The sequence below is a fragment of the Actinomadura sp. CNU-125 genome, from assembly GCF_001942465.1.
GTDB lineage: Bacteria > Actinomycetota > Actinomycetes > Streptosporangiales > Streptosporangiaceae > Spirillospora.
On the sequence record NZ_MKJY01000432.1, the window covers coordinates 33945 to 46269 of the forward strand.

The window sequence follows — 12325 nt, forward strand, 5'->3', positions numbered from 1 at the left end:
CGACCATCTCCTCCAGCGGGCACGGCGTTCCGGCGGAGCATCGGCCAGCAGCGCCCCCTCCCGGAACAGCGCCGCGTGTTCCTCATGGACGGCGGAGTCGAAGTTCTGCGGCTGCCGACTGGCCGGGTCCAAGCTCACCCGGTCGACGCGTTCACCGGCGGGCCGCGCCCGTCGTGCCATCCGGTAGCTCTCCAGCAGCTTGACCGCGCCGGTGTTCGCCGTGTCGTTGGTGTCTGCCTGCGGTCCTTCCTCGGTGATGCGGGGCCGTTGCCATCGGGGCGCCGCGGCCGGACGGGCCGTGCGGTCGCGGCGCCCCCCGGTCAGGTGTCGCCGGGCGTCATCCGGCCTCCTTTTCGTCGTAGGCGGCGGCCAGTTGGCGGGGTGTCATGCGCATGCGGGCCTTGGAGGGCGGGATGCCGGAGGTGATGACCTGCCGGAGCAGGACGGCCATGGAGTAGTCGGGGTCGGCATCGAGGGCCCGGTCGATGGCGATGTTGGCCAGGCCGCCGTCGCCTCCGGCGTAGGCGGCGTAGGCCAGGAGGGCGGCCGGGCCCGCCGCGTAGGGGTCGCGGACGCGGCGGGCGACGTCGCGCCAGAAGCGGATGTCGTCGGCGGGCGAATCCTCGTCGATGCGGACCCATGCCTCGTCGCGGACGCGGCGGTCGGTGAGCAGGACGCCGAGCCAGGCGACGTCGTCGTCGGTGAGGTCGCCGGTGGGGCCGTCGCGGACGGAGGCGACGAACGCGACTCCTTCTTCGGTGGCTTGGGAGTGGAACCGGTCCGAGGGTTCGCGGGCGCGGGCGAGGAACCGTTTCTCGGCGCGGTCGGTGGCGGCGCGGAGTGCGGGGGTGTCCGGGACGGGCTGGACCGAGCGGACCAGCTCGTCCCGGTCGGCGAGGACGACGTGCCCGGCGAAGGTCGCCTGCGCGGCGACGAGGCTGCCGGAGATGTCGTAGGGGACGCCTTCGGCGGGGCAGCAGGCGTCGTCGCAGGTCAGCGACCACCATCGTTGTTCGTCGACGCGGATGGCCTCGGTGGTGTCGACGCCCGCGGCGGCGAGGGCCGCGCGCAGGGCGACGGCGGCGGCGCCGGCCTCTTCGGGGCCGCCGTAGCCGAGCAGGAGGGCCCTGCGGAAGCCGTTGGCGGCCAGCATCCCGGCCGCCTGGCCGGCGGCCTCGTCCGGCACCGGTAAATCCAGGCGGACGGCGCAGGTGTTCGGTGGGCCGTCGTAGCCGATCACGACGATGCTGCGGGACGGGTGGAAGCCGAGCATGTAGGGGACGGCGGCGATGGCGTCTCGGGCCGAGTGGATGATCAGTGGGCTCATGCCGTCCACTCTCGCCGAGATTGCGGAGAGTGGTCACGTGCTCACTGGATTGTGGATAACTCCGGCTCAGGCGTCGAGGATTTGGTGGGGTTTGCTCACGACCGGGGGTTCTGTGGACCAGGGGAAGTTGATCCAGCGGTCGGTGTGCCGCCAGACGTACTCGCATTTGACCGAGGAAGCGGGCTTCTCGTAGACCACCGCGCAGCGGACGTCGGCGACGTGGTCCGCGCAGAAGTCGCGGACGAGCTTGAGGGTCGCCCCCGTGTCGGCGACGTCGTCGGCGACCAGGACCTTGGCACCGGACAGGTCCACCGCGTTGGGGACGGGCGGAAGCATGACCGGCAGGTCGAGCCGTTCGTCCACGCCGGTATAGAACTCGACATTCATCACATGCAGGTTCTTCACGTCCAGCGCGTAACCGAGGGATCCGGCGACGAACAGGCCGCCGCGGGCGATGGACAGGATCAGGTCGGGGCGGTAGCCGCTGTCGGCGACCGCCTGCGCCAGTCCCCGGCTCGCGGTGCCGAACAATTCCCAGGTCAGGACTTCTCTCTCAGCAGACACGCCACCATCTTGGCCGACCCTGGCCGTGCGTTGAACGCGAGCCCCCGCAATTGGGACGTTCCGGTGACCGGACGGGGCGCGGATGTCCGCGGCGGACGGTAGTGTCGGGCGACGTGCCCGCCCCAGAACTGCTGACCGGCAGCGATACCCAGATTCCGGACATGGCGACCCTGCTCGCCGCCGCCGTCGAGGCCATCGGGGGCGCCGAGCGTCCCGGGCAGACGAAGATGGCCGAGGCGGTGCGCGCGGCCATCGAATCGGGCGAGCACGTCGCGGCGCAGGCGGGCACCGGTACCGGCAAGTCGCTCGCCTACCTGGTGCCCGCGATCCGGCACGCGGTGGACAAGCGGACCACGGTGGTCGTCTCCACGGCGACGATCGCGCTGCAGCGCCAGCTCGTCGACCGGGACCTGCCCCGGCTGGCCGAGGCGCTGGGTCCGCTGCTGGGGACGGAGCTGAAGTTCGCCATTCTCAAGGGGCGGCGCAACTACCTGTGCCTGCACCGGGTGCAGACGGGCGCCCCGGAGGAGGAAGAGGGCGGGCTGTTCGACCCGCAGCAGCTCTCGTCGCTGGGCCGGCAGGTCAAGCGGCTGAACGAGTGGGTCGAGGAGACCACGACGGGCGACCGGGACGAGGTCGTGCCCGGGGTGAGCGAGCAGGCGTGGCGGCAGGTCGCCGTCAGCGCCAAGGAGTGCCTGGGGGCGCAGCGCTGCCCGCACGGGACGGAGTGCTTCGCAGAGCTGGCGCGCGCGCAGGCCGGGGAGGCGCACATCGTCGTCACCAACCACGCGCTGCTGGCGATCGACGCCCTGGAGGAGTTCCAGGTCCTGCCCGAGCACGACGTGGTCGTCGTGGACGAGGCGCACGAGCTGGTCGACCGCGTCACGTCGGTGGCGACGGGCGAGGTGAGCGCGGCGGCCGTCGAGACGGCGGCGCGGCGGTGCGGGCGGCTCATCGAGGAGGGTCTGGCCGACCGGCTCAAGGAGGCGGGCGAGGGGCTCGGCGTCCTGCTGGAGGACATGCCGGGCGGGCGGATGGACGTCCTGTCGCCCGCGCTCGGGAACTCGCTGGCGGCGCTGCGGGACGCCGCGCACGCGGCCGTCACCGCGCTCGGCCCGGAGAAGAAGGACAACGATCCCGGCGACATGGCCGCGCGGAAGGCGGCGCGATCGTCCCTGGAGGACGTGCACGACACGGCCATCCGGCTGCTGGAGGCGTTCCAGCCGGAGATCGCGGAGCGGTTCGACGTGGTGTGGCTGGAGAAGCCGTTCGTGCCGGAGGGGCGCCCGGCGCGGCCGCCGGCGCTGCACGTCGCGCCGATCGGCGTGGGCGGGCTGCTGCGCTCGACGCTGTTCGAGGAGCGCACGACCGTCCTGACGTCGGCGACGCTGACGCTGGGCGGGTCGTTCGAGCCGCTCGCCCGCCAGTGGGGGCTGCCGCCGCTGGCCGAGGGCGCGTCGCGGGACGCGCGGACGGCCGCCGAGGGCCTGGCGGTCACCGCGACGGACAAGGGCGAGACGGGGACGAAGGTCACCTGGTCGGGGCTCGACGTCGGGTCGCCGTTCGACCATCCGAAGTCGGGCATCCTGTACGTCGCGCGGCACCTGCCGCAACCCGGACGGGACGGGCTCGCCGACGCCTACCTGACGGAGATCACCGAGCTGATCGAGGCGGCGGGCGGCCGGACGCTCGGGCTGTTCTCCTCGATGCGGGCCGCCCGGCAGGCCGCCGACGAGCTGAAGGACCATCTGTCGCACCCGCTGCTGTGCCAGGGCGAGGACTCCACGAGCCAGCTGGTCGCGCGGTTCGCCGAGGACGAGCGGACCAGCCTGTTCGGCACCCTGTCGCTGTGGCAGGGCGTGGACGTGCCGGGCCCGTCGCTGCAGCTCGTCATCATGGACCGGATCCCGTTCCCCCGTCCGGACGACCCGGTGTCGTCGGCGCGGTCGCGGGCGGTGGCGGCGAAGGGCGGCAACGGTTTCATGTCGGTCGCGGCGACGCACGCGGCGCTGCTGCTCGCGCAGGGCGCGGGCCGGTTGCTGCGCTCGATGGACGACCGCGGCGTGGTCGCCGTCCTCGATCCGCGGCTGGCGACGGCCCGCTACGGCGGGTTCCTGAAGAACTCGCTGCCGCCGTTCTGGGCGACGACCGATCCGGAGGTCGTCCGGGGCGCGCTCCGCCGCCTGGACGCCGCCGCCGGTTGATCTTTCCGCCCGGTCCGTCCCTGTGGCAGGCTCGGCGTGCGGCTTGAGGCGGGGCCTCGCCGCGTACCGGGAGGGGTCTTTTGCGTTACCGAGTTCTGGGACGGACCGGTCTGCGGGTGTCCGAAGTGTTCTTCGGCGCGATGAGCTTCTACGAGGACGGTCCCGACCGCAAGGCCATGCTGGACGTCTACGCCGACGCGGGCGGGAACGTCATCGACACGGCCTCGTCGTACGGGGAGAGCGAGAACGTGCTGGGCGGGCTGCTCGCGGGGCGCCGCGACCGGTTCGTGCTGGCGACCAAGTACACGGCCTCCCGCGATCCGGACGATCCGAACGGCGGCGGCAACCATCGCAAGAATCTCGTGCTGTCGCTGGAACGAAGCCTGCGGAGGCTGCGGACCGACTACATCGATCTGCTGTGGGTGCACGTGTGGGATCGCCGCACCCCGATCGAGGAGACGATGCGGGCGCTGGACGACGTCGTCCGGTCCGGGAAGGTCCTCTACATCGGGATCTCGGACGCGCCCGCGTGGGTGGTGTCGCGCGCGAACACGCTGGCGGAGTGGCGGGGCTGGACGCCGTTCGCGGGGTTGCAGGTGCCCTACAGCCTGCTGGACCGGGACGTCGAGCGTGAGCTGCTGCCGATGGCGGACGAGTTCGGGTTGAGCGTGGCCGCGTGGGCGCCGCTCGCGCGGGGCGTCCTGTCGGGCAAGTTCAGCGGGCCCCGGAGACCGGACGGCGCGACCCGGGTGGACGCGTCCACGCTGGGCGAACGCGACCACGCGGTGGCGCGGGCGGTGCTGGAGGTCGCCGGGGAGCTGGGCGTCCCGGCGTCGCAGGTCGCGCTGGCGTGGACGCGGGCGCGGCGGCCCGCGGTGCATCCGATCGTCGGGGCGAGCGACGCGGCGCAGCTCGCCGAGAACCTCGGCTTCGTGGACGTCGTCCTCCCCGACGAGGCGGTCGCGCGGCTGGAGGCGGTGACGGGCTTCGAACCGGGGTTCCCGGCCGATTTCATCGCGCAGTGCGACGCGCCCGGGACGGGCGTGTACGGCCGTGCCGAGGTGTACTAGCGGGCTTCGAGGGCCGTCAGGAGCGCCTGGACGGACGCGAGGTCGTCCTCGCCGAAGACGCGGACGCCCGCGCGTTCGAGGAGCGCGGTCGTGACGCCCTCGCCGGGCGTCGGGGCGCCGGTGAAGGTGCCGTCGTAGATCCGGCCGCTGCCGCAGGAGGGGCTGCCTTCCTTGAGGACGGCGATGCGGGCGCCGGTGCGGCGGGCGGTGTCGAGGGCGAGGCGGGCGCCGCGCAGGAACGCGCCCGTCACGTCCTCGCCCGCGCCGGTGCGGACGGCGGCGGTGCCGGCGAGGACGGCCCGGCCGTCGCCGCCGACGATCTCGGCTCGGTCGCGGCACGGCCAGGCCGCCCGACACCTCGGGACAGAACGGGACGAGCCGCCCCTCGGCGCGCCAGCGCTCGAACAGGCCGTCGTCCACCGGCTTGGCCGCGCCGTCGTAGCGGACGGGCCGTCCGGCGAGGCAGGAGCTGACGAGGATCCGTTCCACGCCCTCCAGCCTATGCGCGGCGCGTCACTTCCCCCCGGCGATGCGGCCGACCGCGAGGGAGGCGACGCGCACGGCGCCGGACGGGCTGAGGCGCATGCCCCGCCAGGCGGCGCGGCCGTGCCGGGGGGCGACGATCAGCGCCTGGTTGCGGTCGACGCCACGCATGATGTCGCGGGCGAGTTTCTCGGCGGTGTAGAGGAACGGCGACGCCTTCTTGATGTCGCCGGTGGCGTCGCCGCTGAGCGCGGTCTCGGGGAGGCCGGGGTTGACGTTGGTGAGCAGCGGGGTGTTGACGAAGCTGGGGCAGACGACGCTGACCTTGACGCCGCGCCCGGCGGCTCGGCGCGCAGGCCGAGGGAGAGGCCGACGACGGCGTGCTTGGTGGCGGTGTAGGGGATGCCGACGGGCATCGGGACGAGCCCGGCGAGGGACGCGGTGTTGACGATGTGGCCGTTCCCCTGCTTCAGCATGATCGGGTAGGCGGCGTTGACGCCGTGGATCACGCCCTTGAGGTTGATGTCGATCGCGCGGTTCCAGTGGTCGAGGGACAGTTCCTCGGCCAGCCCGCCGACCGCGATCCCGGCGTTGTTGAAGACGCGGTCGAGCCGGCCGTGCTCGTCCTTGACGCCCGCGTACAGTTCGGAGACCGCGTCGGCGTCGGTGACGTCGAGGCGGGCGGACGCGGCCTTGCCGCGGCCCAGGGTGTTCAGCCGGTCGGCGACGGCCTTGGCGCCGCCCTCGTCGATGTCGGTGACCACGACGGTGTCGCCGCGCGCCACCAGGGACGTGGCGATCGCACGGCCGATGCCGGATGCGCCTCCGGTCACGATCGCGATGCTCATTGCGCGCTCCGCTCGATTAATTGGATGGTGTGTTTAATTGCACGGGATTGTATCCGCGGGACCCGCCCGCCGATACGCACCCGGTTATGAACTCGCCGTCGCGCGTGTGGGCGCGTCCGACTCGATCTCGAAGTCCCCCGCGTCCAGTCGGCGGGTCCGCAGCCAGTAGTTGACGGTGGACGCGGGCCACGCGGCGCGGTTGACGCCGTCGCGGTCCAGGTACCAGCTGGTGCAGCCGCCGGCCACCCAGACGGCGCCCTCGGACTTGCGCTGCACCCACGTGTTGAAGCGGTCCTGCACGGACGGGCGGACGGAGATGCGCGCGCCGCCCGCCGCGTCCAGCATCGCCAGGCACTGCAGGACGTAGCGGACCTGGGCCTCGATGATGAAGATCATCGAGTTGTGGCCCAGCCCGGAGTTCGGCCCGAGCAGCAGGAACAGGTTCGGGAAGCCCGCGACGGTCACGCCCAGGTGGGCCTCGATGCCGCCCTTCCACGCGTCCTGGATCTTCAGGCCGTCCCGTCCGGTGATGCGGGCGTCGTCGAACGCGTCGGCGACGTGGAATCCGGTGCCGAAGATGATCGCGTCGACGTCGTGTTCCCGGCCGTCCCGGGTCACGATCGACTTCGGACGGACCTCGGCGATGCCCTCGGTGGTCAGTTCGACGTTGCGCCGCATCAGCGCCGGGTAGTAGTCGCTGGACACGAGCGTCCGTTTGCAGCCCATCGTGTAGTCGGGGACGAGCTTGCGGCGCAGTTCACGATCCGGGACCTGGCGTGCCAGATGCCATTGGGCGAGGCCACTGGCGAGCTTGAGCAGACGCGGATTCTTGAACCCGACGACGAAGCTCTCCTGCATCAGGTAAATACCGTTGCGGTAACCCCTCCGCACCCCTGGAACGCGACGGAACAGCGCCTTCTCCACGCCGGTGATACGCCGATCGGGCTTGGGGATGATCCACGGCGGCGTCCGCTGGAACACCGTGAGCGACTCGACCCGCTTCGCGATCTGCGGGACGAACTGGATCGCGGACGCGCCCGTCCCGATGACGGCGACCCGCTTGCCCTCCAGGTCGTAGCCGTGGTCCCACTCGGCGGAGTGGAACGCGGCGCCCTCGAACGACTCCAGGCCCGGCAGCTCCGGGACGTTCGGCCGGTGCAGCGGACCCATGCCCGCGACGACCGCCCGCGCCCGGACGACCTCGTCCTCGCCCTCGCTCTCGTCCTCGCCTTCGCGCCCGGCCGCGACCGTGACGCGCCAGGTGCCGGTGGCGTCGTCATACTCGGCCCCGGTCACCTCCGCGCGGAACCGGATGTGCTGCGCGAGGTCGTACTTGTCGACGACGTCCTTGATGTACTGCAGGAGTTCGCCCTGCTTCGGGAACATCCGGGACCAGTCGTTCTTGGGCTCGAAGGAGAACGAGTACAGCAGCGACATGATGTCGCAGCCGCAGCCGGGATAGGTGTTCTCCCGCCAGGTCCCGCCCACCTCGCCGGCCTTCTCCAGGACGACGAAGTCGTGGACTCCGGCCTTCTTCAGCCCGATCGCCATACCGAGCCCGGAGAAACCCGTCCCGATGATGACGACCCGGTACGGTTCGCCCGGCCCCGCCGCGGGGGTGACCACGGCGGGGCGCCGCTCTCCTGCGCGCGTGCCGCTCGCGCGCGTCTCGTCCGTCATGCCGGCGCGTCCCGGTCAGGCGGTCTCGGCGGACGGGACGGGGCGGCGCGTCTTCGGCTCGTCCCAGATACCGAACGCCTTCCACACCCGCTTGCCGACCGGGTCGATCACGCCCAGTTCGGCCATCAGGTCACGGATCTTGCCGACCGAGTTGGCGATCTCCGCCTGGGACGCCTCGCTGCGGTAGGCCGCGCGGACGACGTCCTTCGGGATCCCGAAGTGGCGGACCATCGGCCCCGGCGGGGACAGCATGATCCGGGCCATCACGCCGAGCACGACCGGGGTGAACAGGCCGAGGACGCGGCGGCGCATCGGGTGCATGCGCGGGATGCGGTGCTTGAGGTAGTGCCGGGCGAACGAGATGTGCCGGGCCTCCTCCGCGATGTGGATCCGCATGATCGTCTCTTCGAGCGGGTGCTTGATATGCCCGTTCTTGAGCGACTTGCGCTGCACGTAGTCGATCGGGTCCTCGCCGCCGAGCACGAACACGAAGAACATCTCGGTGCTGATCAGCGGGATCCACGGGGCGGCCTCGGCGACGAGCGTCAGCGACTTCGGCATGCCGCGGATCGGCATCTTCGTCCGGTTCACGAACTCCTGGAACATCATCCCGTGGTGACATTCCTCGGTCGTCTCGTGGTAGACGTACCGGAACTCGGGCCGCCCGTTCGGCAGCCAGTACGCGTAGCTGAGCAGCCCGCGCTTGAGCAGGTTCTCGAACTGCAGGCCGATCTTCATCGCGGTCGCGACCCGCCACAGCCCGATCTGCGACTGGATCTCGGGCGGCTGCGACCGGTACCACTCGGTCTCGCCGAGCCGGTCGAACTGGGGCAGCACCCAGCGCGGGTCGTTCTTGTCGACCGCGAAGTCCGGATCGTCCCACGGGATGTCGGCGTACGCCTCCCAGTGCTTTTCCACCGACGCCTTGTTCAGGCGGTCGATGACGCCGAAATAAGCCTTCTTGTCCTTGACCTGCTCGCGGACCTCGTCGGCGAGGCCGGTGGGTGCTTCGGGCATGGTGACGCTCCCTGGGGGGACGCGGCCGGAGGGGCCGGCCGGCACTTCGGGGGTTGGGCTATGCGGTTGTGGGGGACGGCTCGGGCGCGCGGGCGGCGTCCGGTGCGACGTCGGGTGCGGAGTCGGGTGCGGCGTCCGGGTCGGACGCTGGCGCCGCCGCCGCGGCCGTCCCGAGGACTCCGGGTTCGGGGACGATGAGCCGCGCGACGTCCTTGATCTGGCGCAGGACGGCCGCCTGGTGGCCTTCGGCGTCGTCGTCGAGCGCGTTCTGGATGGACAGGCCGATGAACATCGCGAACAGGCCGCGCAGCATCGTCGGGACGAAGTCGACGGGCAGCGTGCTGGCGGGGAAGAGGCGCTCGAACACCTCCAGGATGACCCGCAGGACCCGTTCGTTGAGGTCCTGGCAGAGGGGGCGCAGCTCGTCGTCGGTGCGGGCCGCGACGGCCAGCTCGGTGAGGGCCTTGGCCGGACGGCCGCGGAACACCCCCCAGAGCAGGTCGAGCGCCCCCTCGACGTTGCGCCGCTCGGCGGGCAGCACCGCGAAGGCCGTCTCGTACGCCAGCCGCTGCGCCTCCAGCAGATGCTCCAGCGCCGCCGCGACCAGGACCATCTTCGTCGGGTAGTGGTGCTGCTGGGCTCCGCGCGAGACGCCGGCGCGCCGGGCGACCTCGGTGGTGGACGTCCCGGACCAGCCGAGATCGACGAGGCATTCCATGGTCGCCTCCAGGAGCCGGGCCCTGGTCCGCGACCGGCGTTCCTCCTGGGTGCGGCCGCCGCCCGAGCGGCGGCGGCGACGGCGAGCGCTCACTGACACACCCCGACCGTACGAGCGCACTTACAAGCAATCAAGCCTGCTTGTATGTTGGCCGCATCACAATTGGACAACGCGTCTTATTGATCTACGTCGCGGTGCGGCCCGGGGAGCGCGCAGCGGTGCTCGGCCGCGGCACCGACGGCGGCCGCCACGCGTGCGGCCGGTCCGCCGTACGTCTCGGGACGTAGCCGGACGCGCCCGCATGCACCGCAGGGCGCAGGAGCGGTGCATCTCCCGGCCCGACGACGTACCCCGGGCCTCGCCGCGAGCATCACGGCATGAAGGAAACAGCAGCGGCGCGAAAGCCGCCCGGGGCGTCCCCGCCCCGGCCCTCCGGAAGCGCCCACACCGAGCGGCTCACCAAGGTGCACGGGTCCGGGCCCATGGCGGTCCGGGCCCTCGACGAGGTCAGCGTGGTGTTCCCGGCCGGGCGGTTCACCGCGATCATGGGTCCGTCCGGCGCCGGGAAGTCGACGCTGATGCACTGCGCGGCCGGACTGGAGGACGCGACGTCCGGCAAGGTCTTCGTGGGCGACGAGGAGCTCGGGGCGCTGTCCGACCGGCGCCTCACCCGGCTTCGCCGCGAGCGCATCGGCTTCGTGTTCCAGGCGTTCAACCTGCTCCCCACGCTCACCGCGCGCGACAACATCGTCCTGCCGATGACGCTGGCGGGCCGGACGCCCGACCCCGAGTGGTTCGACACGGTCGTCCGCGTCCTGCGGCTCGGCGACCGGGTCGCGCACCGTCCGGCGGAACTGTCGGGCGGCCAGCAGCAGCGGGTCGCGCTCGCCCGCGCGCTGATCACCCGCCCCGACATCGTGTTCGCCGACGAACCGACCGGCAACCTCGACTCCCGCACCGGGGCGGAAGTGCTGACGCTGCTGCGCGGCGCGGTCGACGACCTCGGCCAGACGGTCGCGATGGTCACCCACGACCCGGTCGCCGCCGCCCACGCCGACGCGGTCGTGTTCCTCGCCGACGGCGGCGTCGACGACGTCGTGGACGGCCCGACGGCCGACCGCGTCCTCGACCGGATGCGCGAGCTGGGAGGCCGGTCGTGATCGGGCTCGTGCTCAAGGAGATCCGGGGCCGCAAACGCCGCATGGCGGGCGCGCTGACCGCGGTCTTCCTCGGCGTCACGTTCCTCACCGGGACGCTCGTCCTCGGCGACACCCTCGCGGGCAGCCTCGACTCCTACTACTCCGGCTCCTACGGCCGGACGGACGTCATCGTGCGGAACTCGACCGACGTGAGCGACTCGCCGTGGAGCGCCCGCGGCGAGATCGACGCCGCGCTCCTCGACCGCGTGACGGGCGTGGACGGCGTCGCGCACGCGGCGCCGCTCGTCCGGGGGTCCGGGCAGCTCCTCGGCGCGGACGGCACGACGATCGACAACCGCGGCCCCCGCGACGCCGGGAACTGGATCACCGATCCCGCCCTCAACCCGTACCGGGTCGCCGAGGGCCGCGCGCCCCGCGCACCGGACGAGGTCGTCGTCGACCGGCTGACCGCCGAGCAGGGCGGCCTGCGGGTCGGCGACCGGACGGCCGTCCTCACCCCGGACCGGGTCCCGGTGACGATCGTCGGGATCAGCATGTTCGGCGACGAGAAGACGTTCGGCGAGTCGTCGTTCACCGCGTTCACCCTGGAAGGCGCGCGCGAGCACGTCGCCGCGTCGCCCGACCGGCTCGGCGCCGTCCGGATCCGCGCCGCCGACGCACCTCCCCCGGCGAGCTGGCCGCCCGGGTCGCGCCGTGCTGCCCGCCGGGGGCGGAGGCGATCACCGCCGACGCGGCGATCGAGGAGGCCCTCGGCGACGTCGAGGCCGGAATGCTCGGCACGTTCCGCATCGTGATCGCCGCGTTCGGCGGCGTCGCGCTGCTCGTCGCGGCGTTCACCATCCACAACACGTTCGCGATCACCGTGGCGCAGCGGACCCGCGAGTCGGCGCTGCTGCGCGCCCTCGGCGCGGGCCGCCGCCAACTCGTCGCCCTCGTCGGCACCGAGGCGCTGCTGGTCGGGACCGCCGCGACGCTCGCCGGGCTGGCCGGCGGCCTCGGGTTCGCCGCGCTGCTGCGGCAGGTGTTCAACACGTTCCGCATCGGGATCGAGATGGAGGGCGTCACCGTCGCGGCGACGACACCGCTGATCGCGGTGCCGGTCGGGATCCTGGTGACGCTCGCCGCCGCCCTCGGCCCCGCACTGCGCGCGTCCCGGACCGCGCCGATGGCCGCGATGCGGGACGCGGCCGCGGAGCGCGCCCGTCCGTCGGAGGCGCGCGCATCATCCGGCGGTGTCTTCGCGCTGGTCGCCGC

Annotated in this window: 12 protein-coding genes and 1 pseudogene; 5 read left to right on the plus strand and 8 right to left on the minus strand. The window is 72.4% G+C overall.

Annotated features, from left to right (window positions below; all coding sequences use genetic code 11):
* Positions 1–337: 337 nt before the first annotated feature.
* Complete coding sequence (locus tag BJF79_RS36200; protein ID WP_075904182.1) at positions 338–1327, minus strand: DUF4192 domain-containing protein; 990 nt, start codon at positions 1325–1327, stop codon at positions 338–340.
* 66 nt (positions 1328–1393) lie between these two features.
* Positions 1394–1891 carry a phosphoribosyltransferase gene (locus BJF79_RS36205; protein WP_075904183.1) on the minus strand — a complete coding sequence of 166 codons (498 nt, stop codon included), beginning with the start codon at positions 1889–1891 and terminating at the stop codon, positions 1394–1396.
* Positions 1892–2052: 161 nt separating this feature from the next.
* Here BJF79_RS36205 and BJF79_RS36210 point away from each other — a divergent pair, with 161 nt between their 5' ends.
* Together BJF79_RS36210 and BJF79_RS36215 are read left to right on the plus strand one after the other, a co-directional pair.
* Entirely contained in the window at positions 2053–4095 is a 2043-nt protein-coding gene (locus BJF79_RS36210) for an ATP-dependent DNA helicase (protein ID WP_187357104.1), read from the plus strand.
* A gap of 80 nt (positions 4096–4175) precedes the next feature.
* A complete protein-coding gene (locus BJF79_RS36215; protein ID WP_075904185.1) occupies positions 4176–5165 on the plus strand; it encodes an aldo/keto reductase in 990 nt (329 codons plus the stop codon).
* On the opposite strand, the pseudogene BJF79_RS36220 reads toward BJF79_RS36215, so the two are convergent.
* From BJF79_RS36220 to BJF79_RS36240, 6 genes and pseudogenes are all read right to left on the minus strand, one after another.
* Positions 5162–5654 (minus strand): annotated as a pseudogene (locus tag BJF79_RS36220) (DUF523 domain-containing protein). The gene BJF79_RS36215 and the pseudogene BJF79_RS36220 overlap by 4 nt on opposite strands.
* Before the next feature lie 24 nt (positions 5655–5678).
* Positions 5679–5819 carry a hypothetical protein gene (locus BJF79_RS63305; protein ID WP_262403073.1) on the minus strand — a complete coding sequence of 47 codons (141 nt, stop codon included), beginning with the start codon at positions 5817–5819 and terminating at the stop codon, positions 5679–5681.
* A complete protein-coding gene (locus BJF79_RS36225; RefSeq protein ID WP_262403074.1) occupies positions 5789–6496 on the minus strand; it encodes an SDR family oxidoreductase in 708 nt (235 codons plus the stop codon). The genes BJF79_RS63305 and BJF79_RS36225 overlap by 31 nt, the downstream gene beginning before the upstream one ends.
* A gap of 84 nt (positions 6497–6580) precedes the next feature.
* Positions 6581–8176, minus strand: coding sequence for a flavin-containing monooxygenase (locus tag BJF79_RS36230; RefSeq protein ID WP_083734508.1), 1596 nt, complete (start codon positions 8174–8176; stop codon positions 6581–6583).
* Positions 8177–8191: 15 nt separating this feature from the next.
* Entirely contained in the window at positions 8192–9193 is a 1002-nt protein-coding gene (locus tag BJF79_RS36235) for an AurF N-oxygenase family protein (RefSeq protein WP_075904187.1), read from the minus strand.
* Positions 9194–9251: 58 nt separating this feature from the next.
* Positions 9252–10004, minus strand: a complete 753-nt coding sequence (locus BJF79_RS36240; RefSeq protein WP_262403075.1) for a TetR/AcrR family transcriptional regulator — start codon at positions 10002–10004, stop codon at positions 9252–9254.
* A gap of 284 nt (positions 10005–10288) precedes the next feature.
* Here BJF79_RS36240 and BJF79_RS36245 point away from each other — a divergent pair, with 284 nt between their 5' ends.
* From BJF79_RS36245 to BJF79_RS36255, 3 genes are all read left to right on the plus strand, one after another.
* Positions 10289–11071: an ABC transporter ATP-binding protein gene (locus BJF79_RS36245; protein WP_075904190.1), complete on the plus strand. Its 783-nt coding sequence runs from the start codon at positions 10289–10291 to the stop codon at positions 11069–11071.
* Positions 11068–11865: an ABC transporter permease gene (locus tag BJF79_RS36250; protein WP_075904191.1), complete on the plus strand. Its 798-nt coding sequence runs from the start codon at positions 11068–11070 to the stop codon at positions 11863–11865. The genes BJF79_RS36245 and BJF79_RS36250 overlap by 4 nt, the downstream gene beginning before the upstream one ends.
* A partial coding sequence (locus BJF79_RS36255; RefSeq protein ID WP_143220703.1) for an ABC transporter permease occupies positions 11841–12325 on the plus strand: 485 nt, incomplete at its 3' end. The genes BJF79_RS36250 and BJF79_RS36255, both read left to right, overlap by 25 nt.

What these genes read in the sequence shown, in the direction of transcription:
- BJF79_RS36200 (WP_075904182.1), bottom strand. Translation starts at nt 1,327, where the DNA reads ATGAGCCCACTGATCATCCACTCGGCCCGAGACGCCATCGCCGCCGTC.
- BJF79_RS36210 (WP_187357104.1), top strand. Translation starts at nt 2,053, where the DNA reads ATGGCGACCCTGCTCGCCGCCGCCGTCGAGGCCATCGGGGGCGCCGAG.
- BJF79_RS63305 (WP_262403073.1), bottom strand. Translation starts at nt 5,819, where the DNA reads ATGCGTGGCGTCGACCGCAACCAGGCGCTGATCGTCGCCCCCCGGCAC.
- BJF79_RS36225 (WP_262403074.1), bottom strand. Translation starts at nt 6,496, where the DNA reads ATGAGCATCGCGATCGTGACCGGAGGCGCATCCGGCATCGGCCGTGCG.
- BJF79_RS36230 (WP_083734508.1), bottom strand. Translation starts at nt 8,176, where the DNA reads ATGACGGACGAGACGCGCGCGAGCGGCACGCGCGCAGGAGAGCGGCGC.
- BJF79_RS36235 (WP_075904187.1), bottom strand. Translation starts at nt 9,193, where the DNA reads ATGCCCGAAGCACCCACCGGCCTCGCCGACGAGGTCCGCGAGCAGGTC.
- BJF79_RS36245 (WP_075904190.1), top strand. Translation starts at nt 10,289, where the DNA reads ATGAAGGAAACAGCAGCGGCGCGAAAGCCGCCCGGGGCGTCCCCGCCC.